Annotated in this window: 25 protein-coding genes, 1 pseudogene and 2 riboswitches; of the genes and pseudogenes, 15 read left to right on the plus strand and 11 right to left on the minus strand. The window is 67.6% G+C overall.

Features of this window, described 5'->3' with window-relative positions; genetic code table 11:
* Positions 1-193 precede the first annotated feature (193 nt).
* From B9Y64_RS05940 to B9Y64_RS05955, 4 genes are all read left to right on the plus strand, one after another.
* On the plus strand, positions 194-694 hold the full coding sequence (locus B9Y64_RS05940) for a MarR family winged helix-turn-helix transcriptional regulator (protein WP_100439913.1): 501 nt from the start codon (positions 194-196) through the stop codon (positions 692-694).
* Positions 691-1,431: a DNA alkylation repair protein gene (locus B9Y64_RS05945; protein ID WP_100439914.1), complete on the plus strand. Its 741-nt coding sequence runs from the start codon at positions 691-693 to the stop codon at positions 1,429-1,431. Before B9Y64_RS05940 ends, B9Y64_RS05945 begins: the two co-directional genes overlap by 4 nt.
* Before the next feature lie 113 nt (positions 1,432-1,544).
* The gene (locus B9Y64_RS05950) at positions 1,545-1,802 is read left to right on the plus strand and encodes a hypothetical protein (RefSeq protein ID WP_100439915.1); all 258 of its coding nucleotides are present in this window, start codon (positions 1,545-1,547) and stop codon (positions 1,800-1,802) included.
* A gap of 296 nt (positions 1,803-2,098) precedes the next feature.
* On the plus strand, positions 2,099-3,172 hold the full coding sequence (locus tag B9Y64_RS05955) for a 3-deoxy-7-phosphoheptulonate synthase (protein ID WP_100439916.1): 1,074 nt from the start codon (positions 2,099-2,101) through the stop codon (positions 3,170-3,172).
* Between the two features lie 183 nt (positions 3,173-3,355).
* On the opposite strand, the gene B9Y64_RS05960 is transcribed toward B9Y64_RS05955, so the two are convergent.
* The gene (locus tag B9Y64_RS05960) at positions 3,356-3,973 is read right to left on the minus strand and encodes a trimeric intracellular cation channel family protein (RefSeq protein WP_005411215.1); all 618 of its coding nucleotides are present in this window, start codon (positions 3,971-3,973) and stop codon (positions 3,356-3,358) included.
* A gap of 84 nt (positions 3,974-4,057) precedes the next feature.
* Positions 4,058-4,161, minus strand: a riboswitch (glycine riboswitch).
* 13 nt (positions 4,162-4,174) lie between these two features.
* A riboswitch (glycine riboswitch) is annotated at positions 4,175-4,264 on the minus strand.
* Positions 4,265-4,304: 40 nt separating this feature from the next.
* Here B9Y64_RS05960 and B9Y64_RS05965 point away from each other — a divergent pair.
* The 4 genes from B9Y64_RS05965 (at position 4,305) to B9Y64_RS05980 (ending at position 6,121) form a co-directional block, all read left to right on the plus strand.
* Positions 4,305-4,580, plus strand: a complete 276-nt coding sequence (locus tag B9Y64_RS05965; protein WP_100439917.1) for a GIY-YIG nuclease family protein — start codon at positions 4,305-4,307, stop codon at positions 4,578-4,580.
* Positions 4,581-4,728: 148 nt separating this feature from the next.
* Positions 4,729-5,163 (plus strand): hypothetical protein, encoded by a 435-nt coding sequence (locus B9Y64_RS05970; protein ID WP_100439918.1) that lies wholly within the window; start codon positions 4,729-4,731, stop codon positions 5,161-5,163.
* 73 nt (positions 5,164-5,236) lie between these two features.
* Complete coding sequence (locus B9Y64_RS05975) at positions 5,237-5,668, plus strand: nuclear transport factor 2 family protein (RefSeq protein ID WP_100440674.1); 432 nt, start codon at positions 5,237-5,239, stop codon at positions 5,666-5,668.
* Positions 5,669-5,671: 3 nt separating this feature from the next.
* Positions 5,672-6,121, plus strand: a complete 450-nt coding sequence (locus B9Y64_RS05980) for a hypothetical protein (RefSeq protein ID WP_100439919.1) — start codon at positions 5,672-5,674, stop codon at positions 6,119-6,121.
* An 81-nt stretch (positions 6,122-6,202) separates the two neighbouring features.
* Here B9Y64_RS05980 and B9Y64_RS05985 read toward each other — a convergent pair whose 3' ends face one another.
* A complete protein-coding gene (locus B9Y64_RS05985) occupies positions 6,203-7,483 on the minus strand; it encodes an NAD(P)/FAD-dependent oxidoreductase (RefSeq protein WP_100439920.1) in 1,281 nt (426 codons plus the stop codon).
* Between the two features lie 123 nt (positions 7,484-7,606).
* Between B9Y64_RS05985 and B9Y64_RS05990 the strand changes: the two are divergent.
* Positions 7,607-8,383, plus strand: a pseudogene (locus B9Y64_RS05990) (NYN domain-containing protein); the annotation flags it as partial.
* A 114-nt stretch (positions 8,384-8,497) separates the two neighbouring features.
* The gene (locus B9Y64_RS05995; protein ID WP_100439922.1) at positions 8,498-9,118 is read left to right on the plus strand and encodes a glutathione S-transferase family protein; all 621 of its coding nucleotides are present in this window, start codon (positions 8,498-8,500) and stop codon (positions 9,116-9,118) included.
* Positions 9,119-9,178: 60 nt separating this feature from the next.
* Here the strand turns inward: B9Y64_RS05995 and B9Y64_RS06000 are convergent, their stop codons facing one another.
* Entirely contained in the window at positions 9,179-11,356 is a 2,178-nt protein-coding gene (locus B9Y64_RS06000) for a primosomal protein N' (RefSeq protein WP_100439923.1), read from the minus strand.
* Between the two features lie 413 nt (positions 11,357-11,769).
* Between B9Y64_RS06000 and B9Y64_RS06005 the strand changes: the two genes are divergently transcribed.
* The 4 genes from B9Y64_RS06005 to sppA all read left to right on the plus strand — a co-directional run bounded on the left by B9Y64_RS06005 (position 11,770) and on the right by sppA (position 16,960).
* Positions 11,770-12,774, plus strand: coding sequence for a hypothetical protein (locus tag B9Y64_RS06005; RefSeq protein WP_100439924.1), 1,005 nt, complete (start codon positions 11,770-11,772; stop codon positions 12,772-12,774).
* Entirely contained in the window at positions 12,767-13,351 is a 585-nt protein-coding gene (locus tag B9Y64_RS06010; protein WP_100439925.1) for a DUF3106 domain-containing protein, read from the plus strand. The genes B9Y64_RS06005 and B9Y64_RS06010 overlap by 8 nt, the downstream gene beginning before the upstream one ends.
* A 206-nt stretch (positions 13,352-13,557) precedes the next feature.
* Positions 13,558-14,922, plus strand: a complete 1,365-nt coding sequence (locus B9Y64_RS06015) for an MATE family efflux transporter (protein WP_100439926.1) — start codon at positions 13,558-13,560, stop codon at positions 14,920-14,922.
* Between the two features lie 115 nt (positions 14,923-15,037).
* Positions 15,038-16,960 carry a signal peptide peptidase SppA gene (gene sppA / locus B9Y64_RS06020; RefSeq protein ID WP_075676073.1) on the plus strand — a complete coding sequence of 641 codons (1,923 nt, stop codon included), beginning with the start codon at positions 15,038-15,040 and terminating at the stop codon, positions 16,958-16,960.
* Between the two features lie 98 nt (positions 16,961-17,058).
* Here the strand turns inward: sppA and B9Y64_RS06025 are convergent, their stop codons facing one another.
* On the minus strand, positions 17,059-17,271 hold the full coding sequence (locus B9Y64_RS06025) for a hypothetical protein (RefSeq protein ID WP_100439927.1): 213 nt from the start codon (positions 17,269-17,271) through the stop codon (positions 17,059-17,061).
* Positions 17,272-17,382: 111 nt separating this feature from the next.
* Here B9Y64_RS06025 and B9Y64_RS06030 point away from each other — a divergent pair, with 111 nt between their 5' ends.
* On the plus strand, positions 17,383-18,159 hold the full coding sequence (locus B9Y64_RS06030; RefSeq protein WP_100439928.1) for an SDR family oxidoreductase: 777 nt from the start codon (positions 17,383-17,385) through the stop codon (positions 18,157-18,159).
* Positions 18,160-18,299: 140 nt separating this feature from the next.
* On the opposite strand, the gene B9Y64_RS06035 is transcribed toward B9Y64_RS06030, so the two are convergent.
* The 7 genes from B9Y64_RS06035 to B9Y64_RS06065 all read right to left on the minus strand — a co-directional run bounded on the left by B9Y64_RS06035 (position 18,300) and on the right by B9Y64_RS06065 (position 25,515).
* Positions 18,300-19,019: a hypothetical protein gene (locus B9Y64_RS06035; protein ID WP_100439929.1), complete on the minus strand. Its 720-nt coding sequence runs from the start codon at positions 19,017-19,019 to the stop codon at positions 18,300-18,302.
* A gap of 34 nt (positions 19,020-19,053) precedes the next feature.
* Complete coding sequence (locus tag B9Y64_RS06040) at positions 19,054-19,743, minus strand: DUF4124 domain-containing protein (protein WP_100439930.1); 690 nt, start codon at positions 19,741-19,743, stop codon at positions 19,054-19,056.
* A gap of 43 nt (positions 19,744-19,786) precedes the next feature.
* Entirely contained in the window at positions 19,787-20,377 is a 591-nt protein-coding gene (locus tag B9Y64_RS06045) for a Sua5/YciO/YrdC/YwlC family protein (RefSeq protein WP_100439931.1), read from the minus strand.
* Between the two features lie 186 nt (positions 20,378-20,563).
* Positions 20,564-23,071: a DNA topoisomerase I gene (locus B9Y64_RS06050; protein ID WP_100439932.1), complete on the minus strand. Its 2,508-nt coding sequence runs from the start codon at positions 23,069-23,071 to the stop codon at positions 20,564-20,566.
* 193 nt (positions 23,072-23,264) lie between these two features.
* Positions 23,265-24,194, minus strand: coding sequence for an RDD family protein (locus B9Y64_RS06055; RefSeq protein WP_100439933.1), 930 nt, complete (start codon positions 24,192-24,194; stop codon positions 23,265-23,267).
* A 49-nt stretch (positions 24,195-24,243) separates the two neighbouring features.
* Positions 24,244-25,002 (minus strand): pilin, encoded by a 759-nt coding sequence (locus tag B9Y64_RS22450; protein ID WP_100439934.1) that lies wholly within the window; start codon positions 25,000-25,002, stop codon positions 24,244-24,246.
* Positions 25,003-25,041: 39 nt separating this feature from the next.
* Complete coding sequence (locus B9Y64_RS06065) at positions 25,042-25,515, minus strand: DUF494 family protein (RefSeq protein ID WP_005419622.1); 474 nt, start codon at positions 25,513-25,515, stop codon at positions 25,042-25,044.
* Positions 25,516-25,541 lie beyond the last annotated feature (26 nt).

The raw sequence follows: 25,541 nt of genomic DNA on the forward strand, positions 1-25,541 counted from the left end.
CGTTAAATCGATAGTTCAAGTCCCTTTTGTCTAGGAAATCGGTGAGGCATGTGATGGAATTGTCATGTAAAGCAAGTACTTGAATGCGAATTGATCGTCTGGATCGGTCTTTTATGTGTGCACAACCGTTCTGATTGCCCTGGTTGCTTTCTTTCGGCATATGATAAGGCGCCTAATCATACGGGAGCGAGCCATGTTGGAAGCCAAGCACCGTGCCCTGCTGGAAGAAGCGCAGCGGCGCGGTCACGCCAACATCGCGCAGCTGCGCCTGTGCTTCCAGCTGCTCTCGTTGTCCTCGTCGATCGATCGCGACTGCGCTGCCCGGCTTGCACCGCACGGGCTCAGCGAGGGTCGCTTCATCGTGCTGTTCCTGCTGCACGGGGCCGGTGGCACACTGCCACCACACGATCTGGCCGAGCGTGCTGGCGTGACCCGGGCCACCATCAGCGGCCTGCTCGACGGCCTCCAGCGCGAAGGCCTGCTGCAGCGTCGCCCTGATGCGGAAGATGGCCGTCGTCTGCAGATCGTGTTGACCGCGCCGGGAAAGCGCTTGGCCGAGGCGCTGTTCGAGCAGCATGCGCAATGGATCGGTGGCCTGTTCAACGGCCTGGATGCTGATGAACAGCAGCAGTTGTCGCGGCTGCTGCGCAAGGTCTGGCAGCACGCGGACACCGGGCGGGAATCCGCGGCATGAGCACGCCGATTCCAGCGGAACGGCTGCGTGCACTCAATAGCGGCAGCGTCGCTGCCACTCATCTGGCCGAATGCCTGGCAGTGGATTTCAGCGCGCTGCTGCAGGTGGTGGCGCCTGCGCTTGCGCCGGAAGCACTGCAACGCATGAGGGATGCCTCAGGCAAGGGAATCACCCAGCGCATGGCGCTGGCTGCGCGGTTGCTGCGCGAAGCCGGGCAGGGTGATCCTGCGCACTGGAAGGTGCATGCATCCGACACGGTGCGTGGCTGGGCCTGCTACCTGATTGGCGGCGACAGCACTGCACCCCTTGCGGCCAAGCTGCAGGCGATGCGTCCACTGGCCGATGATCCGCACTTTGGTGTACGCGAATGGGCATGGCTGGCATTGCGCACGGATATCGTGGCTGCACCATTGCAGGCGCTTGAGATCCTGCTGCCGTGGACGCACGACGCATCACCCCGGCTGCGACGCTTCGCCTGCGAAGCACTGCGCCCGCGCGGCGTGTGGGCCACGCATGTCGCGCTGTTCAAGCAGCACCCGGAACATGCATTGCCGCTGCTTGAAGCGCTGGCCGACGACCCGGATCGCTACGTACAGGACTCGGTAGGCAACTGGCTCAATGATGCCGGCAAGACACAGCCGCAGTGGCTGCATGGGCTATGCGCGCGCTGGCAGTGCGAACACGGTGGCGACGCCAATGCCTACATCCGCAAGCGCGCGATGCGCTCGCTGCGGTAGTACCGGCCGCTGGCCGGCGCCCCCGGGCCATCCAAACGGACATGGCACATGCGCCTGTCACCCGGACGCGGTAAACAGGAGATTGCCCATGTCCATCCGCAGGGAAGTTGATCATGCAGAGCAAGCTCCAGGTGACGCTGTTCGGCCCGCTGGGCGACAGCCCGGCGTTGCAGTTGCCGGGGCTGGAGGGGCCGTCAGTGGCCATCCCTGAGGCGGCGCTGCGGCGCTTGGTCTCGGATCTCTACACAGCGCGTTCCCTGCTCAACCCCGAGCAGCTGGACGAGGCCAGGCAGGAGCTGGATCGTGTGCTGGAGCGCTGGGCCGACATCCACGAAGGCCTGTTGCTGGATGTGGAAGTACATGGCAGATGAGCGGCATTGCGTGGCCGCCGCCGCGTAAGCAGGGCGGGCACGCACTTCGCTGAACCACATCTCCAGTTGCGGATGAAACATTTTGCACTGCGCAGAAGCTGTGCTATCAATACAACCCATGAACGCAGCCGCCACCCGCTTTTACTGGTATTACTTTCCGAAGCCACTGGCGGAGGAAGGACTGCGCTCACCCTGAAGAAAGCTTCAGACGCATTCCCGAAAGCCGCCAGCGAACCTGGCGGCTTTTTTCATGCCGCCACGCTGGGGACCCTCAACGTTCCGGAGATCTCCCCCCGATGCCCCCGCACACCGACGACCTGCGTATCCGCACCATCGAACCGCTGACACCGCCTGCCCAGCTGCTGGCGATGCTGCCCTGTGACGATGAAGCCTCCGACACTGTCAGCGCTTCGCGCGCGGCCCTGCACCAGATCCTGCACGGCCGTGACGACCGCCTGGCCGTGGTGGTTGGCCCGTGCTCGATCCACGACCCGAACGCCGCCATCGAGTACGCCCAACGCCTGAAGCCGCTGCGCGATGCGCTGGCGGGCGAACTGGAAATCGTCATGCGTGTGTACTTCGAGAAGCCGCGAACCACGGTGGGCTGGAAGGGCCTGATCAACGATCCGGATCTGGACGGCAGCTTCAGGATCGACAAGGGCCTGCGCATCGCCCGCGGCCTGCTGCGCGACATCAACAAGCTCGGCCTGCCGGCCGGTGTCGAGTTCCTCGATGTGATCTCTCCGCAGTACATCGCCGACCTGGTGGCATGGGGCGCGATCGGTGCACGTACCACCGAAAGCCAGGTGCATCGCGAGCTGGCCTCGGGGCTGTCGTGCCCGGTCGGCTTCAAGAACGGCACCGACGGCAACGTAAAAATCGCCGCTGACGCGGTGGGCGCGGCGTCCAACCCGCATCACTTCCTGTCGGTCACCAAGCAGGGCGGCACCGCCATCGTGTCGACCACCGGTAATCCGGATTGCCATGTGATCCTGCGTGGCGGCAAGCAGCCGAACTACGATGCAGGCAGTGTCGCAGATGCCTGCCAGGTGCTGGCCAAGGCCAAGCTGCCGACGCGCCTGATGATCGACGCCAGCCATGCCAACAGCCTGAAGAACCCCGAGAACCAGCCGCAGGTGATCGAAGACATCGCCGTTCAGTTGGAAGACGGTGAACAGCGCATCGTGGGTGTGATGATCGAAAGCCATCTGGTCGGTGGTCGCCAGGAACTGGTGGAAGGCCAGCCGCTGGTCTACGGGCAGAGCATCACCGATGGCTGCATCGACTGGGACACCACCGTGACGGTGCTGGAGCGGCTGGCCGCAGCCGTGCGCGCCCGTCGTGAAGTGAAGGTGTCCGAAGCCGCCTGATGGAAGCCGCCTGGGTGCGGCACGTGTGTGGATGGTGGCCAGCGCCTGCGGGGGTGCGGCCGCGATCAGGGCCGGTCGGAGTTGGAGACCGGCTCGTCCGCACCGGCGATGCGCCTGGCGCTGCGCATGAGCGACAGCGCCAGGTACATCGCCGGGGTGGTGTGGGCCCGGCGGACGCGAACCTCAATGCACTTCGTCGTGGTACACGAACTTCGGCATTTCCCAGCGGTAGTGGATCGCCAGCAGGCGCAACGCGAAGCCGCCGCCGAGGCAGCACAGGATCGCCGTGGCATCGGCCACGCCCCAATGCAGCAGCAACAGATAGGCCGCGCCGGTCAGCAGCGCGATGATCGCGTACAGCTCCTTCTGGAAGATCAGCGGCACCTCGTTGCAGAGGATGTCGCGCAGCACGCCGCCGAATGCGCCGGTCAGCATGCCGGCGATCAGCACGATCGGCATCGCATGGCCGGCTTCGCGGGCGATCGAGCAGCCGATCAGGGTGAAGGCGATCAGGCCCAGGCCGTCGAGCACCAGGAAGGTGCGGCGGAAGTGGTGCATCCAGCGTGCGACCCAGGTGGCGATCAGCGCCGCGCAGACGGTGAAGCCCAGGTACTCGGGATGCTTCACCCAGCCCAGCGGGTAGTGGCCGAGCAGGATGTCACGCAGTGATCCGCCACCGAGGGCGGTGACGCAGGCGATCATGACCACACCGAACAGATCCATGCGGCGGCGGCCGGCGGACAGTGCGCCGGTCATGGCTTCGGCGGAAATGGCAATCAGGTAGATGATGGACAACAGCATGGGACAGGCTCCGGGCGCGGTGGGGCCGGCCATGCGCGTATACCGCCACTGCCTGCGCAATGACGGGATGACGATGACCGGTGCCGCTCCCGCTGTCCTTTTGCCTGAGAGTTCAGCGGCGTAGGCCGCGTGCCCCTTCGGCGGATCGTCCCGGGCGTGCCCGGTGACCTCTCTCCAGCTCGGCGAGTCGAATGCATGGTTGGTGGGATTCCAGCCCACCGGCCTGAGCGATCATGGGAGCCTGCGCCTTCGGCGGGCGCCAGCACGGCGCCTCTCTCCTGCATTCGGGCGCCAGTATATCCGCTGCAGTGCAGCACGGCATAATCCGGCCATGGCCCCGTCCCTCCGCCCGTGGTTCCTGTACCTGCTCGAATGCCGCGATGGCAGCTACTACGCCGGCATCAGCACCGATGTGGATGCGCGTTTCGCCGCCCACCAGGCCGGCAAGGGCGCGCGCTACACCCGGGCCCGGCCGCCGCTGCGCGTGCTGGCCGTGCGCGAGTACCCGGACCGGGCCGCCGCGTCGCGGGCCGAGTGGCAACTCAAGCAGCAGCCCCGCGAACGCAAGCTGGCCTGGCTGCAGGCGCTGGACTCCAGCCTTCTGTAGCCGAGCCCACGCTCGGCGGCTGTTCCTGCTGCCCGAAACGGGAACCGGGCAGCCGCCCGGCGCTACATTGGGGATCGGCGCCATGCGTAGATGGGCACGGCCCCGTCATGCCATCCTCATTGCACCCATCGACGCAGGGAACCGTCCGATGAAGATCTGCTGGATGCTGTCATTGATCGCTTGCACCGCACTGCAGGCCTGCACCGAGGCCCCGTCGGCGGTACCGTTGCAGCATGGGCAGATCGGCACCGCCGCCGAGCTGGCCGCCTTTGGCCCGACGGTGCCCGAACCGATCCACCTGCGTCGCGACCGCGTGCCTCCCGATCTGGTCGATCTGATCCCGCTGGCGGAAAAGTGGGGCATCGGCGATGACGTGTTGCGCGACGAGATGCAGGAGCGGGCGACCGACGCGGAAAAGCAGGCGATGGCCGATGCCCTGAAGGATCGGCACGAGCGCATCACCGCTTGGCTTGACACGTTCCCCCAGGGGCAGCCGATGTCCGACGAAGCCGCGGCCTTCATGTACATGCAGCTGGGCGTTGCCGAACTGGGCCTGTGGCCGCAGCAGGGGCCACCCCGGTAGAGATCCACGCCAGGCGTGGATGGGGGCCGATGTCCATGCCATGATCGGCCAGCCCTCAGCGCTGGAGACCTGGATGTCCACCGTTGCCCTGCTGTTCGCGCTCTCCGCATCAACCAGCCCCGCTGCCGATCCGGCCACGATCGCGGCCATCGAAGCCACCTGCCACGATTACGTCGATGGCCAGCTGGAGGCCGACCCGCAGCGCGTCGCCCGTTCCCTGCACCCGGACCTGGCCAAGCGTGCGGTTCTCGGTGATACCCCCGACGAACGCCTGGGCCTGCGCCGGATGTCGAAGGAGGAGCTGGTCTCGTTGACAAGGCAGGGCGCGCTGAAGACGCCGAAGGATCAATGGGACCGCCGCTGCACGGTGCTGGACGTGACCGGCAACGCGGCCTCGGTGCGGCTGGAAACCCCGTGGTTCGTCGACTACTTCCACATGGGGCGCTTCGACCAGCGCTGGGTCATCGTCAACGCGTTGTGGTACCCGAAACCGAAGGCGCAGTAATCGATGCGTGCCGCCGGCAAAGCATGGATCTCCGTCGCCGTGCTGGTCGCCGGCATCGCACTGCTGCCTGGCCTTCTGTACCTGCTCGGACTGGCGCTGGTGGAAGGTCGGCCGAAGCCGGCCGATCGCGCACCCAGTGGTGTGGCAGCATGCAGCAGTGAACCGCGAACGGGATACCAGCCGATGAACCCCTGGCGCTTCGCCGCGCAGTTGTTCGGCAAGGACGCGATGCAGAAGAAAGTGCCCGAGGTGGAGCGGGAGGCCTATTGGGTTGCCCGCCGCCACCTGTGGCGGCAGCCCCGGCACGGCATGCTGCGCTGGCAGCTGAGCGGCACTGCACTGACGATCTGGATTACCCGGCATTGGAGCGCGGCGCAGATTGCCGATACCGCGAAGAAGGAAGACTTCTGTCAGGCATGGTCACGCCCGCGTGGCCCTGGCGGCCCGAGGTAGATCCACGCCATGCGTGCGGGGTGCCGTCAGGGCGCAGAGCCCTTTGCGGAGAAAAGGGAGCCGCCCCCGTTGCGTACGGCGCTACCGCTTCGGTCGCCGGTCGTCGCGGTCGTCACCGAAGATGATGCGCGCACTGCGCTGGTAGCTCCAATACGCCACCGCCCAGTTCAGCAGCACCACGATGCGGTTGCGGAAGCCGATCAGGAAGAACACGTGCGCGGCCAGCCAGAACCACCAGGCCAGCACGCCGGATAGCTGCAACCGGCCCAGGTGCACGATGGCGGCCATGCGGCCGATGGTGGCCAGGTTGCCGTAGTCGGCGTACTTGAACGGGCCGGGTTCGGGCTTGCCGTGCAGGCGCGCGCGGACCACCTCGGCCACGTACTTGCCCATCTGCTTGGCGGCGGGTGCCACGCCGGGTACCGGCTTGCCGTCGGCCTGGCTCAGTGCGGCAAGGTCGCCCGCCACGAACAGCTCCGGATGGCCGGGCAGGGTCAGGTCCGGTTGCACCTGCACGCGTCCAGCGCGGTCCAGTGGCACGTCCAGCGTGCGCGCCAGCGGTGAAGCGGCCACGCCGGCGGCCCAGACCACGGTGCGTGCCGGTACGAACTGATCACCGAGCCTGAAGCCCTGGCTGTCGATGTCGCTCACCGGCGTACCGGTCAGCACTTCCACGCCCAGCTTTTCCAGCTGGCGGCGCGCCTTCAGCGAAAGCACTTCCGGGAACGAGGACAGCACGCGCGGGCCAGCCTCGACCAGCCGCACCTTGGCGCTGGCCGGGTCGATGTGGCGGAACTCGTTGCGCAGCGTGTGGCGTGCGATCTCGGCCAGCGTGCCGGCCAGTTCGACGCCGGTGGGGCCGCCGCCGACGATGGCGAAACTCAGCCACGCCGCCTTCTTCGCCGGGTCCGGTTCGGCCTCGGCACGCTCGAACGCCAGCAGCAGCTTGCGGCGCAATGCGATGGCATCGTCCAGCGTCTTCAGGCCGGGCGCATCATCGGCCCACTGGTCATTGCCGAAATAAGCGTGGGTGGCGCCGGTGGCCAGCAGCAGGCTGTCGTAGTCCAGCGCGCTGCCGTCGGCCATGCGGATCTGCCGGGCCTGCTTGTCGATGGCCACGACTTCGCCCAGGCGCACTTCCACATTGCGCTGGTGGCCGAGGATGTGGCGCAGCGGTGCGGCGATGTCCGGCGCGGACAGGCCGGCGGTGGCCACCTGATACAGCAGCGGCTGGAACAGGTGATGGTTGCGGCGGTCGACCAGGGTGATGCGTATGCGCTCGCGGGCCAGGGCACGGGTGGCCCAGAGACCGGCAAAACCGCCGCCGACAACGACCAGGTGGGGAACGCGTTCGCGACTCATCGACTCACTCCAGTGGGGGCATTGGGGGAAGCGCCTGGCATCTTCGCACGGCGGCCGCCTGTCACGTCAGCGCCCGCGTGGATCGGCGATACTCGGGTTCAGGCAACCGCCCGCGAGGAATCCATGAGCGAACCGGAAAAGCGCATCGCCCTGTTGATCGACGCCGACAATGCGCCGGCCTCGAAAATCGACGAGGTCCTGGCGGAAGTCGCCCGCTATGGCGTGGCCAACGTGCGCCGTGCCTACGGCAACTGGAAGAGCCCGCGACTGAAGGGCTGGGAAGCAGTGCTGCACGAATATGCGATCCGCCCGATCCAGCAGTTCGCCTACAGCAAGGGCAAGAATGCTTCGGACATGGCGATGGTGATCGATGCCATGGACCTGTTGTACGCGCGCAACCTTGATGGCTTCGCCATTGTCTCCAGCGATGCCGACTTCACCCCGATGGTGATGCGCCTGCTGACCGATGGCGTGAAGGTGTACGGCTTCGGCGAGAAGAAGACGCCCGAACCGTTCGTCAACGCGTGCTCGAAATTCACCTACCTGGAAGCGCTGGGCCAGACCCATGCCAGCGTGCCGGATGCCGAACAGGCATCGAGCGAGCAAGCCCCGAACGAGCCCGTCGCCAATGATGACGCGCGCCCGCGCAAGAGCGGTGCGGAGATGCGCAGCGACACCCGGCTGGTGAAGATGCTGCGCCGTGCAGTGTCCTCGGCCGAGGGCGAGGATGGCTGGTCGCACCTCGGGCCGGTCGGCAGCCAGATCGGCAACCAGGCCTCGTTCGATCCGCGCAACTATGGCTACGGGAAACTCAGCGATCTGCTGGCAGCGATCGGCCTGTTCGAGCTGAAGAAGGACGGCAAGTCATCCTACGTGCGCGCGCTGCCCAAGAAGGGACGCTAGTGCCGGCCGCTGGCCGGCAACGCGCAAGCGCCAGATTCCGCATCCGGCACCCACATCTCCACCCGATCAGGCGTATCGTTGCCGCTCGCATTGCCAGCAAGGAAAACCCGCATGTTGAAGATCTGGGGCCGCCGCAACTCCAGCAACGTCCGCAAGGTGCTGTGGTGCGCCGAGGAGATCGGCCTGCCGTATGAGTCCATCGAAGTCGGTGGCAGCCATGGTGGCACGCAGACGCCGGAGTATCAGGCGATGAATCCCAACGGTCTGGTGCCGGTGATCGAAGACCACGGTCTGCCGCTGTGGGAATCGAACGCCATCGTGCGCTACCTGAGCGCCCGCTACGCGCTGGGCACCCTGTACGCCGAAGACCCGATGGATCGCGCCCAGGCCGAGAAGTGGATGGACTGGAGCACGTCGCGGATGGCGCCGCTGTACAGCGACCTGGTCTGGGGCATCATGCGCACCGCGCCGGCCGACCGCGACGAAGCGCGCATCAGCGCCGCCATCGTCCGCGCCGGTGACTACCTGGCGATGGCCGATGCCACCCTGGCCCGGCAGCCATGGCTGTCGGGCGATACGTTCGCGATGGGTGACATTCCGCTGGGCTCGCTGATCTACGCCTGGTTCGAACTGCCGATCCAGCGCCCGGAGCTTCCGCACCTGGCTGATTGGTATGCGCGCCTGCGCGAGCGGCCGGCCTACCAGCGCGGCGTGATGTCGCCGCTGACGTAAGCGCCTGCGTTCGGGGGCAGTTCGGGGTCGGATCCCACCCGACGGGTGGGCTCTGACCCCTCAATACAGATCCGTTGGATCCACATCCAGCGACCAGCGCACCTTGCGTGCTTCCGGCAGCGCATACAGCTGCGGTACCAGCTGCGCGAGCACCCCATGCAGGGGCGGTCGCTGCAGGGCCGACAGCAGCAGCTGCGTGCGCTGGTAGCCGGCGCGCCGTGGCATCGGTGCCGGCATCGGCCCATAGGCCTCCACCACATCCTGCTCACCCAGCAGTTGCCGGGCCGCCAGCAGGAATGCATTGGCGTGCTCCACCTGCTGCGCTTCGGCGCGCATCAGCGCCAGATGCGCGAACGGTGGGAATCCGGCCGCCTGGCGCTGGTTCAACTCGGCCTGCGCGAACGGGTGGTAGCCACCGCTCACCAGGGTTTCCAGCAGTGGGTGCCCGGGGTGATGGGTCTGTAGCCAGACCTCGCCGGGGTCACGTGCACGTCCCGCGCGGCCGGCCACCTGGATCAGCTGCTGCGCCAGTTTCTCGCTGGCGCGGAAGTCGGCGGAGAACAGACCTTCGTCGATACCCACCACCACCACCAGGGTCAGCTTGGGCAGGTCGTGGCCCTTGGCCAGGATCTGCGTGCCGACCAGGATGCCGGGCTGGTTGCCCAGTTTCGCCAGCTGCTGTTCCAGCGCGTCGCGTCGTGAGGTGGTGCCGCGGTCGATGCGTACCACCGGGAAGTCGGCAAAGGCGGCGGTGAGGTGTTCTTCCAGGCGTTCGGTGCCGATGCCCTGCGGCTGCAGCGCCAGGCTGCCGCAGGCCGGGCAGGCCAGCGGCGCCGGTTGCCGCGCACCGCAGTGGTGGCATTGCAGGCGACGACCGCCGCCATGCACGGTCATCGGCGCATCGCAGCGCTGGCACGGCGCGGTCCAGCCGCAGTCGTGGCACAGCAGCACCGGTGCGTAGCCGCGGCGGTTCTTGAACACCAGCACCTGCTGGCCACGCTGCAGGTGCTCCCCGATGCCGGCCAGCACATCGGCCGAGAGGCCGTCGTGCAGCGGGCGCTTGCGTACATCGAGGATGCGCACGCGCGGTGGCCGCGCATCCCCCGCGCGCTGCTTCAGGCGCAGGTGCGTGTAGCGCCCTGCGTAGGCGTTGTGCAGTGTTTCCAGCGAGGGAGTGGCACTGCCGAGCAGTACCGGAATGCCCAGTGCCTTGGCCCGGACCAGGGCGAAATCGCGCGCGTGATAGCGGATGCCGTCCTGCTGCTTGTAGCTGCCGTCGTGTTCCTCGTCGACGATCAGCAGGCCGGCCTGCGGCAACGGCGTGAACACCGCCGAGCGCGTCCCGACGATGACCCGTGCTTCGCCGCGTGAGGCCGCTGCCCAGACGCGCGCGCGCTCGTTGTCATTCAACCCCGAATGCAGGGCGTGCACGGCGATGCCGAGGCGGCCGCGGAAGCGTGCCAGGGTCTGCGGGGTCAGGCCGATCTCCGGCACCAGCACCAGCGCCTGCCTGCCCTGCGCCAGGCAATGGATGATCGCCTGCAGGTAGACCTCGGTCTTGCCGCTGCCGGTCACGCCATCCAGCAGGAACGACTGGAAGCCTTCGGCGGCGTTGATCGCGGCCACCGCCTCGGCCTGGTCCGGGTTGAGCGTGGGGCCGGGCAGGGGCTGTGCATGCTGGGGGGCTATGCTCAACGCAACCCGCTCGGCCAGCTCGCGCTTGGCCAGGCTGCGCGCGGCGGTGCGCCAGTCCTCCATGCGTTCGCCCAGCACGTCCTCATCCACGATGGCTTCGGCCAGCAGTTCGGCCAATTGCCGCGGGCGGCTGCCGGCGCGCAGCTTGTCGCGCTGGGCGTGGCCAGCCGCAGTCAGCTGCCAGCCCCAGTGGTGGGTGTCGGGCAGGGCCTCGCCATGGCGCAGCGGGCCGGGCAGGGCGGTGCTCAGCACCTCGCCCAGCGGCGCGTGGGTGTAGCGTGCCAGCCACTGCAGGCTCTGCCACAGCTCGCCCTGCAGAAGTGGCTGCGGGTCGCACCAGGCCAGGGCCTGGCGCAGTCCCTGGCCGTCGTCGGTCTGCCCGTGACCCACCACCACACCGACCAGCTCGCGGTTGCCGAATGGCACTTTCAGGCGGCAGCCGACCGCGACCGCAGGCCCATCGCCCTGCGGCGACAGGTAGTCGAACAGGCGGGGCAGGGGGACGGGCAGGGCGACCTGCAGGGTCGGAATCGGTGAAAGCATCGGGCCAGTGTAACGGGCCGTGCGCGCGCGAATGGCAGGGGGCAGAGGGGGGCGGCCAGCCTCTGTTGAATCATAAATGTCACCTAAATATCGGTGTCCATTGGAGATTCAGTCTTATCCACATGTTCTGTGGATAACACTGTGCGTTACCCGCCGACGGACACGCAGGAGGCTGATGGCGACGGCCTCACCCTCGGGTTGGTCAAAAAATCGCCACACAACAAAAGATAATAAAATCAATCATTTAAGTGTGAAACAATGCTGAAACAGAGTGAATTCAGCCCGATGCCACAGTTTTCGCCGGAGGGGGCGTGGTGCTGTGCACAACCTGCAGCACGAAGTGCCTGTGGGCGCAAGTCCTACGGGCGTCGATGGCCTGCCGCTATCATGCCGGCAGACCTTTGGAGTGACCGATGACGGCTGTGCCCGCCCCTGTTTCCTCGACCGCGGCCGGCGCGCTGTCGGCGTTCCTGCGCGGCGTCGAGCGCCGTGCCCTGGTGGTCGCTGAACTGCAGTGCGGCGATGCCGCGCGAGCCGAGCAGACCCTGGTGGCAGTGATGCGCGCCTTTGCGGCGGTCGCCAGCGATCTGCCGATGGCGCAGTGGCCGACCCGTTTCTGGACCCTGCTGGGCCAGCGCCAGGCACTGCGCGAGCCGGTGGGCGGGCAGTGGGCGCCGTCGTTGGCCGTGCTGGGCGCGCTGCCGCCGCTGCCGCGACTGGCGCTGCTGCTGCGGGTCGGCGGCAGCCTGGACGAGGGCATCGCCATGCGCGTGCTCGACCAGGATGAGGCCGGCTACCAGCACCTGCTGGCCGATGCCTGCCCGCGTGATGCCCAAGGCCAGCCCGATGCCTCGGCCTGGCGCCAGTTGGCCGAGCAGGTACAGGCCCGTGTCCGTGACCTGCCGGCCACGCGCCTGCAGCAGCTGCAGCAACCGGCTGCACCTGCCGCCCACAATGAAGCCCCGACCTCCAGCTGGCGCGCCCCGCAGCGGGACGAGCGCGCGGCCGCCAACGGCAAGCGCCGTCGTGCAAATGCCAAGCCGCGCTGGCGCGGTCCGCTGATCCTGCTGGTGACCGTCGCGGTGTTGCTGGCCGCCGCGCTGGGTTGGCGCTACCTGCAGGGACATTCGTTCGGCAGCGATGCACCGTTGCCGGAGGGCGTGGTTGGCGAAGCCGGCCCGGTGACGGTGGAAGCGTTGCCGCCGAGCAAAGTCAGCGCCACACCGGATACGACCCAGGCCCAGGCCAATGACGACGCAGCGATGCTGGCCGATCGTGACTACCCGCTGGTAGCCGATGCCGACCTGTACGCGTGGACTGCCGCGGGCGGTCCGCTGCCGGTGGACGAATCGCAATCCAAGCCGAGCCGGCCGGAGCCGGCCAGTGCCACGCTGGAAACCGCTGCTGCCGATGAATAAGTCCGTATTCGCCAGCCTGCTGCTGGCCCTGCCGTTGTCGCTGTCTGCCGCGCCGCAATCGCTGAGCGTGCCGTTGCCGCCCCCGGTTCCGGGCAGTTCGCCGGCTGCGCCGGTACCGGCCACTGCAACCCCGGCGCCTGCCGGATTCGCCCAGCTCGATGCGCAGCAGCAGCGCCAGCGCCGCGCCGACTACGCTGCTTGGCGCGCGTTGCCGGAAGCGGAGCGCGAGCGCATCCGCCAGGCGGCTGCGCGTTTCAATGCGCTGCCCGCCGATCAGCAGCAGCGCCTGCGCCAACAGTTCCGCGAGCAGGACCAGGCGTTCCGCGACGGATGGCGGCTGGGCCCGCAACTGGGGCTGGAGTTCCCCAAGCTGCATGGCTTGTTCGGGTTCGTGCCGCCGGAACAGCGCGAGACCGCGCTGGCCGTGCTGCGCCAGCTCAGCCCGGCGCAGCTGGCCCAGCTGACCCTGGTCGCGCAGCGCACGCCGCCGCAGGAACGCGACACGGTGCGCAGCGCCTTCCTCGCCGTGCCCGCCGCCGAACGCGACAGCTGGCTCAAACGCCAGGCCGGCCAGTAAAAAAGGGGACGGAGGGGATTAAGTCGTTTCTGGACCGTTGGTGCTGGATGCGACTTAATCCCCTCCGTCCCCTTTTTGTTTGGGGCTGCTGAAACCCAGCATTCACGCCATGTCATGGGAATGCAGGCGCCGCCCGCGTAAGATGGGCGCCCGCAACCCGGTGCCTGTGCCCTTCGCGCGCAACCGCAGTTCGCGTCAAGCACCTTATGTCTACTGCAACCTCCACGCCGCGCTTCAGCAAGGAAGTCGGCGCCACCGGTCTGCTCGCCCTGCCGCTCGTGCTGGGCCATGTGTCCACCGGTCTTATCTCCTTCGTCGACAACGTGATTGCCGGCCACCACGCCACGGCGACCCTTGCCGCAGTCACCATCGGTACGGCGCTGTTGTGGTTGCCGATGCTGATTCCGATCGGCACCCTGATCTCGCTCACCGCTTCGGTGTCGCAGCTGCATGGCGCCGGCCGCGAGCGCGAGATCGGCCCGCTGTTCCGCCAGGCACTGTGGCTGGCGCTGGGGCTGGGGTTGATCATGTTCACCTTCCTCACCGTGGTGCCGCCGCTGCTGCCGGCATTCGGCATCGCGCCGGACATCGTGCCGGGGGCGACCGCGTTCCTGCATGCGGTGCGCTGGGGCGGGCCTGCGCTGACCCTGTATTTCTGCATGCGCTACCTCAGCGAGGGCATGCACTGGACGCTGCCGACCATGCTGCTGGGCTTCGGTGGCCTGCTGGTGCTGGCACCGATAGGCTATGTGCTGGCCAACGGCAAGCTCGGCTTCCCGGAAATGGGTGCCGAAGGCTTGGGCATCGCCTCGGCGGTGATGATGTGGCTGCAGGCGATCGCCTTCGGCACCTACCTGTGGTTCACCAAGCGCTTCGCCCATCTGCAGCTGTTCTCGCATTTCGAAGGGCCGCGCTGGAAGGCCATCTGGGAGCTGCTGCGCACCGGCCTGCCGATCGGCATCACGGTGCTGATGGAAGGCGGCCTGTTCATCGTCACCGCGCTGCTGATCGGCCGCCTCGGTGCCAACGAAGCGGCTGCACACCAGATCGCGATCAACGTCGCGCAACTGTGCTTCATGATTCCGATGGGCGTGGCCGAGGCAACCACCGTGCGCGTCGGCCATGCGGTCGGCCGGGGTGACGGTTTCGGCGTGCGGCGTGCCGCCTGGGCCGGCTACGCGATCATCATGGGCACGCAGACGTTGTCGGCGGCGGTGCTGCTGTTCGGCCACGACGCCATCGTCGGTGTCTACACCAACGACCTGGCGGTGGCCGGCCTGGCCTCGACCCTGCTGCTGTACGCGGCCACCTTCCAGTTCCCGGATGGCATCCAGGTGCTGTCGGCGGGCGCGCTGCGCGGCCTGAAGGACACCCGCGTGCCGATGTTCATCGCCATGTTCGCGTACTGGGGCCTGGGCATGCCGCTCGGCGCCGGGCTCGGCTTGGGGCTGGGCATGGGCCCGCAGGGCATGTGGATCGGCCTGATCGTCGGCCTGACCGCCGCGGCCATCCTGATGGGCTGGCGCCTGCGCCGCAGCAGCCTGCGCATCGGCCAGTCGATGTTGTCCTGACCTTCCCGCCCGCCATGCCGACCCATGGCGGGCGATCCCCTGACTTGTGTCCGATGCCGCATCACGCGGCACCGGCTATGCTGGTACCACGGCTAGAAGCCATCCGGAGCGTTCCATGAATCAACCCGTGCCCCCGCTGCCCCCGGCGCGTCGCAATCCCGTCGCCAGCTTCTTCATCGGGCTGTGGGACGTCATGAACTTCACCCGCCGGTTGATCCTCAACCTGGTGTTCTTCGGCCTGCTGTTCCTGCTGCTGGTGATGTTCGTCATCGCCGCCGGCATGGGCGCCGGTGCCAGCAAGTCGCTGCAGGACCGCACGACGCTCGTGATCGCGCCGGAAGGCCGCCTGGTCGAGCAGTTCAGCGCCGATCCGGTCAGCCGCGCGCTGGCCAAGGCGGTGGGTGACAACGGTGCCGAGGAGATCCAGCTGCGCGACCTGCTGCGGGTGATCGAGTCGGCCAAGGAAGACAAGAAGATCGAGCGCGTGGTGCTGGAGCTGGACAAGCTGCAGCCGTCCGGCTTCGCCTCGCTGCGCGAAGTGGCCGCCGCGCTGCAGGATCTGCGCGCTTCCGGCAAGCAGCTGGTGGCCTACAGCGAGAGCATGGGCCAGTCGCAGTACCTGCTGGCCGCGCAGGCCGACGAGGTCTACCTGGACCCGATGGGGTCGGTCGTGCTCGAAGGCCTCGGCCGCTACCGCCAGTACTTCCGCACCGGCCTGCAGGACAAGCTGGGCGTGGACGTGCACCTGTTCAAGGTGGGCGAATACAAGTCCGCGGCCGAGCCGTACGTGCTCGACGCCGCGTCGCCGGCCTCCAAGGAAGCCGATCTGTTCTGGATGAACGACGTGTGGCAGCGCTACCTGGGCGACATCGCCAAGGCCCGCCGCCTGGATCCGGCGCAGCTGGCCGCCGGCATCGACACGCTGCCGGAAGGCATCGCTGCCGCCGGTGGCGACCTGGCCAAGTTCGCCCTGCAGCAGAAGCTGGTGACCGCGCTGAAGACCCGCGAGGAGTTCGAGGACCTGATGATCGAGCGCGGCGTGGCCGACGAAGATGCCGACGGCGGTTTCCGCAACGTCGACTTCGGCCGCTACCTGGCCCTGCTCGACGCACGCCGCAACCCGGTGGACTCGCGTCCGCAGGTGGCCGTGGTGGTGGCTGCCGGCGAAATCAGTGGTGGTGACCTGCCGGCCGGCCGCATCGGTGGCGAGTCGACCTCGGCGCTGCTGCGTGCTGCGCGCGACGACGACAACGTGAAGGCGGTGGTGCTGCGCGTCGATTCGCCGGGCGGTGAAGTGTTCGCCTCCGAGCAGATCCGCCGCGAAGTGGTGGCGCTGCAGGCCGCCGGCAAGCCGGTGGTGGTGTCGATGGGTGACCTGGCCGCCTCCGGTGGCTACTGGATCAGCATGAATGCCGATCGCATCTACGCCGATCCGTCGACCATCACCGGTTCGATCGGCATCTTCGGCATGGTGCCGAACTTCAGCCGCGCGCTGGACAAGATCGGCGTGCACACCGATGGTGTCGGCACCACCCGATTCGCGGGTGCCTTCGATGTCACCCGCCCGATGGACCCGGCCGTGGGCCAGGTCATCCAGACGGTGATCAACAAGGGCTATGCCGACTTCACCGGTCGCGTCGCCGACGCCCGCAAGAAGCCGGTCGAGGCGGTGGACGAGGTCGCCCGCGGCCGCGTGTGGAGCGGTGCACAGGCCAAGGAACGGGGCCTGGTCGATGCCTTCGGCGGCCTGAAGGATGCCGTGGCCGACGCCGCCAGCCGTGCCAAGCTCGGCAAGGCCGACGCTTACCGCGTGCGCTACATCGAGAAGGCGGCCACGCCGTTCGCGCAGTTCGTCAGCGGTTTCGCTGGCAGCCGCGCCGGTGCCTGGATGCTGTCCGATTCGGGCATGGCGCGGATGATGCTGGCACGCACGATGCCGGAAGTGGATACGCAGCTGCGCTTCGTCGAGAACGCGGCCCGCGAAAAGGGCAATGGCGCACCGGTGAAGGCGCTGGCGTACTGTTTCTGCGGGTTCTGACCGGCAACGGTATTGAATGAGAACGCCCGGCCTTGGCCGGGCGTTTTCGTTCATGGGGCCGGATCCCTCTGCAGCGCAAAGGGCTCTGACCCCACCGGTCATTGTGTCGCGTCAGCCTCGGCCTTGCGCTCGCTCGCAGCGGCGTCATCGACGGTCTTCTGCACGCCCTTGGCACGGTCCAGCGGCTGCTGGATCGCGCGGGCCATGGCCCGCGGTTCCGGTGGCTTTTCCGGGTTCGGTGTCGGCGGGCGCTGGCAGGCGGTCAGCAGCACGGTGGCCAGCAGGGAGGTGGACAGGATCAGGATGCGCATGGCGGCACTCCATGATGAGCGTGTACGCAGTGTCGCATCTCCGGCAGGGCTCCGCCGTGAGCGCGTATCCTTGCTGCATCGAAACACAGCGGGCGCGGCCCCGGAGGACACATGACCCAGCAACGGTGGCGCCTGGACGGCCAGACTGCCCTGATCACCGGCGCCAGCGCCGGTATCGGCCTGGCCATCGCGCATGAGCTGGCCGGCCTCGGCGCCGACCTGATGATCGTCGGCCGCGACATCGACATGCTGGAGACGGCGCGCGACGAACTGCTGGATGTGTATCCGCAGCACCAGGTGCACGCGCTGGCTGCCGATGTCTCCGATGACGAGGACCGCCGCCAGATCCTGGACTGGGTGGAAGACCACAGCGATGGCCTGCATATCCTGGTCAACAATGCCGGTGGCAATGTCACCAAGGCGGCCACGGAGTATTCCGAGGACGAATGGCGCAGGATCTTCGAGACCAACCTGTTCTCGGCGTTCGAGCTGTCGCGCTACGCGCATCCGCTGCTGGCCCGGCACGCTTCGTCGTCGATCGTCAACGTTGGCAGCGTGTCCGGCCTGACCCACGTGCGCAGTGGCGTGGTCTACGGCATGACCAAGGCCGCGATGCACCAGATGACCCGCAACCTGGCCGTCGAGTGGGCGGAGGATGGCATCCGGGTCAATGCGGTGGCTCCCTGGTACATCCGCACGCGGCGCACGTCCGGTCCGTTGTCGGACCCGGACTACTACGAGGAAGTGATCAATCGTACGCCGATGCGCCGCATCGGCGAGCCGGAGGAGGTGGCCGCAGCCGTGGGTTTCCTGTGCCTGCCAGCGGCCAGCTATGTCACCGGCGAGTGCATCGCAGTGGATGGCGGTTTCCTGCGCTACGGGTTCTGAGTGCTCCCACTGTAGAGCCGAACCCATGCTCGGCAGCATTGCATGGGCCCGGCTCTACAACAGACCCACCCCACGCGCAGGTGCGGCCCTGCCGCCGCGGTCGAGCAGATCCACGTCACGCACGGATTGCGTGGCTGCGGTCACCCTGGTACCGGGCAGTTGCTGGCCTCCAGCACGCCCTGCAGGCGTTCGCGTTCCCCACGGGCGTTGTCGCGGTTTTCCGGCGAGGCGAACCGCTCTCGGCCGCGTGCGTCGCGGAAGCGCTGCTGCCAGCTGCTGCAGCGCTGCGCGTCCGGCAGTTCCTCGCAGCGGTCGCGCACCACTTCGCAGCCGGCGGCGTTGACCGGCGTGGCGCCACCCAGGCCCTGCACGGTCATCAGTTCGCAGCGTCCGGGGGCAGCTTCGTATTCGTGCAGGTAGCCACCGCCCTGGCTGTCGGTGCACTGGAAGATCGGTGGCAGCGGCGGCTTCGGCGGAGCATTGCGGTCGGGCGCGGCATCGGCCTGGCGCGGCAGCGTTGCGCTGTCGAGTATCAGATCGCCGCCTTCGCGTTCGACCATGCCGGCTTCCATGATCGTGCGTCCTTCGTCGGGGCGACGGGGGCCGGGCGCGGGAGCGGGCGCTGTACTCGCTGCCGCCGGTTCGGCTGGTGCCGGCACAGGTGCCGGTGTGGCCGGCGCAGGGGGCGCACTGGCGGCCGCCGGAATCCGCACGACCTGCTGCTTGCTGCCGGCAGGGCAGGGCATGCGTTGCAGGGTGGGTACGTCGCTGTTGCTGGAGGTGCAGCGGTAGATCACCCCGTCGTCGGCCAATGCGTTGCCGGCGAACAGGCCCAGGGCCAGCCAGATCGGATTCTTCATGCGCACAGCGTACATGCCACGGCCGCCGCTGCGCTCAGCGTTCGCAGTCCCGCGACAGGCGCGCATCGATGCCACGCTGTTCGTTGCTGATGGCGGTGCGTTCGCTCTGCAGCGCGCTGTTGTAGCGGCGGTCCAGTTCCCAGCGGCGGTCACGCAGGCGCGCACAGACCTCCTGCGGCGGCAGCGCATGGCAGCTGTCGCGGACCAGCACGCTGCCAGCCGGAACCTGCACGCCAACGCCCACCGCTGGCGGCCGGTAGCCGGTTCCTTCACCGATGGGGGGGCCGATCGGCGTGCCGAAGGCCGGGCGTGGGCCGGGATGGACCGGGCCGTGGTGCCCGTGCGGGAGCCAGACGCTGGTCCACAACGGTACCCAGCGCGGATTGCCCTCGTTGTTGTCGCTGGTGTAGCGACGACCGTCGTCGCTCACGCACTCGTACAAGGGCTGTGGCGGCTGGATGTAGACGTGGCGGACCTCGCGATCGCGCATCACCGGAACCTCGTCCGGCGGTGCGGGTGTCGCGTCGCTGCGCACCACCCGGGGTGCCGGGTCGCGCGGGCGCTGCAGGTCACGCACTTCCTGCCGGCCGCTGCTGCATGGCTTGTCCTGCAGGGCCACGGCGCCGTTGCTGGCGACACAGCGGTACACGCGCACGTCCTCGGCGGCCGCTGCGGTCCACGGCAGCAGCAGGCACAGGCCCAGGGCGGTGCGCAGCAGGTTCATGGCGGCAGGGTGCGCGATTGTCCGCGGCAGTGCAATCGTCGGTTCAGGAGCGCAGCACGTTGCCGCTGAGCGCGTCGCGGATCGGGGTTGGCTGGGCCAGGCCGCCGGTCTCGCCATCGAGGATGCCGTCGAGCAGGCGCAGCAGGCGAGGGTCGAGCTCGGTACGGCTGCGTGCCGGTGGTTCACCGGCCAGGTTGGCGCTGGTGGAGACCAGGGGGCCACCCCAGGCGCGGCACAGTGCGGCAACCAGCGGGTGGGCGCTGATGCGTACGGCAATGCCGCTGTGCTCGCCGGTGATCCAGGGCTGGGCGCGCGAACCAGCCGGCAGGATCCAGGTGTTGGCACCCGGCCAGCTGGCCAGCACCGCGCGCTGGCGGGCATCGGGCAACGCCTGCAGGCGTACCCAGCCCTCCAGCTGCGACAGTTCGGCGGCAACCAGGATCATTCCTTTCTCGATCGGGCGCTGCTTCAGGCGCAGCACCATGTGCACCGCCGCCTCATGCGAGGGGTCGCAGCCCAGGCCCCAGACTGCTTCGGTCGGATAGGCGATCACGCCGCCGGCGCGGAGCGTGGCGACAGCAGAGTCCAGGGTGAGTTCTTTCATGGCGGCGACCGGCCCGACGTGGGCCTTCATTATCCCCCTGCTGCGTGCAGAAGGGGTGGAGCGAAGCCTGTCGGTAGTGCCGGCCGTTGGCCGGCATCCGTGGTGGGTGCCGGCCGTTGGGGTGGGTGCGCACCGTTGGGATGGGTGCGCACCGTTGGGGTGGGTGCGGACCGTTGGTCCGCACTCCTCACCACCTCATCCACGCAGGGCGTGGATCTACTTCGCGGCCTTCTTGACGGCCTTCTTCGCCGGGGCCTTCTTCGCCGGGGCCTTTTTCGCCGGGGCCTTCTTCGCGGCAGCCTTCTTTACCGCTTTCTTCGCCGGCGCCTTCTTGGCCGCGGCCTTCTTCGGCGCCGCTTCCTTCTTCACTGCAGCCTTCTTGGCCGGTGCCTTCTTCGCGGCGGCCTTCTTGGCACCGAAGCCCTTGCGCACCGGCTTGCCAGTTTCTTCCATCAACTGCTGCACTTCAGCCAGGGTCAGCGATGCCGGCTCGCGATCCTTGGGGATCTTGCCGTTCATCTTGCCGTCGCTGATGTACGGGCCGAAGCGGCCGTTCAGCACCTGGATGTCGCTGCCCTCGAACTCCTTGATGATCCGGTTGCGCGCGATCTCTTCCTTCTCTTCGATCAGGAACACGGCGCGGGCCAGGTCGATGGTGTACGGGTCGTCTTCCTTCTTCAGCGAGGCATAGGTGCTGCCGCGCTTGGCGAACGGGCCGAAGCGGCCGATGCCGACGCTGACCGGCTCGCCGTTGTCCTCGCCCAGCGCACGCGGCATCAGGAACAGTTCCAGCGCGTCTTCCAGCGAGATGGTGTGCATCGACTGCCCAGGGCGCAGCGACGCGAACTTCGGCTTCTCCTCGGCGTCTTCGGCGGTGCTGCCGATCGCCGCGTAGGGCCCGAAGCGGCCCAGCCGCACGCTGACCGGCTTGCCGGTCTTCGGGTCGGTGCCCAGCTCGCGCGCGCCACTGGCCTCGGCACGGTCCACCGATTCCTTCTTGTCTTCCACCAGTTCCTTGAACGGCTCCCAGAAGCGGGCCATCAGCGGGATCCACTCTTCTTCGCCACGCGAGACGGCGTCGAGCTCGTCTTCCAGCTTGGCGGTGAAGTCGTAGTCCACGTACCGGGTGAAGTGGCTGGACAGGAACTTGGACACCGCACGGCCGACGTCGGACGGGCGGAAGCTGCGGCCTTCCATTTCCACGTACTTGCGGAACAGCAGGGTCTGGATGATCGAGGCGTAGGTCGAGGGACGGCCGATGCCATACTCTTCCAGCGCCTTCACCAGCGCCGCTTCGGTAAAGCGCGGCGGCGGCTGGGTGAAATGCTGCTCGGCCTGGATGCGTTCCAGCGGCACGCGGTCACCGGGCTTCATCGCCGGCAGCTTGCGGCCTTCATCCTCGTCCTCGGCGCTCTTGTTGTCCTTGCCTTCCTCGTACACGGCCAGGAAGCCGGGCACCACCACGGTGGTGCCGCTGGCACGGAACACATGCTCGCTGCCTGCCGACAGGTCCACGCTGACCGTGTTGAGCGTGGCCGGGATCATCTGGCAGGCCACCGCACGCTTCCAGATCAGCTCGTACAGCCGGCGCTCGTCGTCGGTCAGGAAGCGCGCCACCTGGGAGGGAGTGCGCAGGGCCGAGGTCGGGCGCACCGCTTCGTGCGCTTCCTGGGCGTTCTTCGACTTGGTCTGGTAGGTGTTGGGCTGGTCCGGCAGCGAGGCGATGCCGTAGTCACGGGCGATCACATCGCGGATCTCGGCCAGCGCGTCCTGCGACAGGTTCACCGAGTCGGTACGCATATACGAAATCAGGCCGACGGTGCCTTCGTCGCCAATCGCCACGCCTTCATACAGCTTCTGCGCCACCTGCATGGTCTTGCGGGTGGTGAAACCGAGCTTGCGCGAGGCTTCCTGCTGCAGGGTGGAGGTGGTGAACGGCGGCGCCGGGCGGCGCTTGCGCTCCTTGCTGGCCACGTCGGTGACATGCAGCGAGCCCTGCGCGGCCTGCTGGATGCGCAGGCGGGCGGCTTCGGCGGTGTCGCCGTCGGTGACGGTGAACTGCTCGAACTTCTGCCCGTCCAGCTTGATCAGCTTGGCGTTGAAGTGCTGCGACGGGTGCGCGCACTCGGCAGCGATCGACCAGTACTCGCGTGCGATGAAGGCTTCGATCTCTTCCTCGCGCTCGACGATCATGCGCAGTGCCGGGCTCTGCACGCGGCCGGCGGACAGGCCGCGCTGGACCTTGCGCCACAGCACCGGCGACAGGTTGAAGCCGACCAGGTAGTCCAGCGCGCGGCGCGCCTGCTGGGCGTCGACCAGGTCGCTGGCGATCGCGCGCGGCTGGCTGATCGCTTCCTTGATGGCGCGCGGGGTGATCTCGGTGAACACCACGCGCTGCATCGGCTTGTCCTTGACCAGCCCGCGTTCCTTCAGGATCTCGGCGATGTGCCAGCTGATCGCTTCACCCTCGCGATCCGGGTCGGTCGCCAGCAGGATGTCGTCGGCGCTCTTGGCGGCCTTGGCGATCGCATCGACATGCTTTTCGTTCTTGTCGATCACGTCGTAGTGCATGGCGAACCCGTTGTCCGGGTCGACCGCGCCTTCCTTCGGAATCAGGTCACGCACATGCCCATACGAGGCCAGGACGGTGTAGTCCTTGCCGAGGTATTTGTTGATCGTCTTGGCCTTGGCCGGCGATTCGACGATGAGCAGGTGCTTGGGCATGGCAGCAGTGTCTGTGGGGCGAGCCGCAGGGGAGGGGCCGCTAGGGTGGAGCAAACGGCCGCATTAGTGAAGCGGCCACGGACAAATCAATACGCTGAACGCCCGGTAGTGTGCCGGGCGTTCAGGTTTCACCTTATTAGAGGAATCACGCCCGGCCAGCCCCTGTCAAGCAGCCAGACGTGAGGATGGCCGTTCATGAGGCCATCTTGGCGATGAAGCCGACCGCGGCCACCAGCAGCACCAGGCCCGCCAGCGACAGCAGGCCGGTCAGCACCAGGATCACGATGGTGACCGTACCCAGCTCATGGCGCTGCAGGTGCGGCTGGTCGGTGTAGGCCCAGCGGTCGACCACCAGAGTGTCGCAGATCATGTCGTGCAGGCCCTGCTTGCGCTCGGTGAAGGCTGCCATCAGGAAGCCGATGCCGAGGGTGAAGCTGCTCAGCAGCATGGCCCAGTAGCGACCGAAGGCGCGGCCCCTGGTCAGGCGGTCACCGTTGCTGCGCACGACCTTGATGCCAACCGCCATCTTGCCCAGCGTGGCGCCGCCCTGCGAGGAATGGAACCAGGTGTAGTAGGCCACGCCGATGGCCATGTTGATCAGGGCGCTGGCCAGCTGCGCGACGATTTCGATGGAGGTCTCGCCACTGCCCACCGCGCCCATGCTGGCGCCGAGCACCACGCCGATGATGGCGCCGATGATGCCGCCCGGAACGGCCAGTACGAAGTAGTCGATCATGTAAGCCGCTACGCGCTTCCAGAAGCCGGCGTAGACCACCTCGCCGCCGATCACCGGCTGCGGGCCACCGGCACCGGCGGCGGCCGGGGCGCTGTAGGGCGAGCTGCTGAGCGCGCCTGTGCCAGGCAGCGGTGCTGTGCCGTTGTCGATGGCGGCGTAGTCGCTGCGCAGGTCGAAGCCGCCACTGGCGGTGGCCGTGCTGGCGTCGGCCAGCGTCTGCAGGCCGAGTTCGTCGACCACCTGGCGCAGTGCCGCCCACTGGGCCATGCCTTCGCGCCAGACCAGGGTATCCAGGTTCAGTTCGCCGCGCTGGAAGCGCTGGCGGATGTCCTGGACCGGCAGCGGGCCCTGGCGTTGCTGTCCTTCGGCGTAGTACCACTCAGTCATTGCATGTTCCCTGTTGGATCGTCCTTGGAGATGCTGCCGTGCGCGTGGCTCAGCCCCGGCACGACGGCGGCAGGTACTTGTCGTCGCTTTCACCGCTGCATTCCCAGCGGCCGCTGTCGCGATCATATTCCAGCCACAGCAGGTCGCCATCGAGGCTCTTGCCGGGCACGGCCAGCGTTGCTTCGATGCCACAGTGGCCGTTGTTGAAGCGGCCGATGTTCACCGCCGACAGACCGGCCTGGGTGAAGTCACCCGGGGCCGGGAAGCCGGCATCGTTGGCACCGGGACAGCGGCCTTCGTCGTCGGCGAAGTGCTGCACCTGTTGCTTCAGCGGCTGCAGGGCAGTGACCGCGCTGGCGATCTTGGCGCGCACGGTGTAGTCGTTGTACGCGGGCAGGGCGATCGCCGCGAGGATGGCCACGATCGGCACCAGCACCAGCAGCAGGCCGCCGGCGATGATCGCGGTCAGGGCGCAACCGGAGAGCTTCTTTTTCGGCGGCGGCAGGATCCCGGCCGGCGTCTGCGCGGCATAGGGCGTGGACGGCGGCAGCACCGGCGGCTGCGGCGGAGGTGGCGCCACCGGTTCTGGTTCGGGCTCGGGTTCCACGGCTGGCGCGGCAACGTCCAGTGCCGGCACGATCAGGCCCAGCTCATCGACAACGGTGCGCAACGGCTGCCATTGCGGCAGGCCGTCACGCCAGACCAGGGTGTCCAGGGAGATCTGGTTGCTGCGGAACAATTCGACCAACTGTTCCGCCGGCAGCGGGCCCTGCTGCCGGTTGCCTTCTGCATGGAACCACTCGCTCACGGGGACGCTCCTGAATGCGCTATGCCCCCAAGTGTACGGTCAGTGCAGGGGTTCTGGCTCGTCCATGAACATCTGCGTCTCCATCCAGGCATAGGCCGCTTCGGAGCCGGGCTGGTTGAACAGCACCATCAGCACGACCCACTTCAGGTCGTCCAGGTCCAGTTCGTCCTGGTCCAGCGCCATCGCCCGGTCCAGCACCAGCTCGCGCTGGTCGGCGTCGAGGATGCCGTGCTGTTCCAGGTACAGCAGGAAGCCGCGGCATTCCACGTCCAGCTTGTCCAGCTCGGGGCCATGGTAGATGCGCACGGGGCCATCGACCCGCGCCTGGGCCACGCTCGGCCGCTGGGCGGCCAGGGCATCGAGCCAGTCGAACGCCTTGTTGATCTCGGTGGGACTGAAACCGGCCTGGATCAGGCCGTTCTGGAGCGAATCGCGGTCACGGATCAGGTCCGCATCTTCGCTGAAATAGTGTTCAAACAGGTACAGCAGTACATCCAGGATGCTCTCTTTCATTGCCCCTCGGCCTGCGTCGCGCGACG

It is taken from the genome of Stenotrophomonas maltophilia (genome assembly GCF_002799245.1).
Taxonomy (GTDB): domain Bacteria; phylum Pseudomonadota; class Gammaproteobacteria; order Xanthomonadales; family Xanthomonadaceae; genus Stenotrophomonas; species Stenotrophomonas maltophilia_S.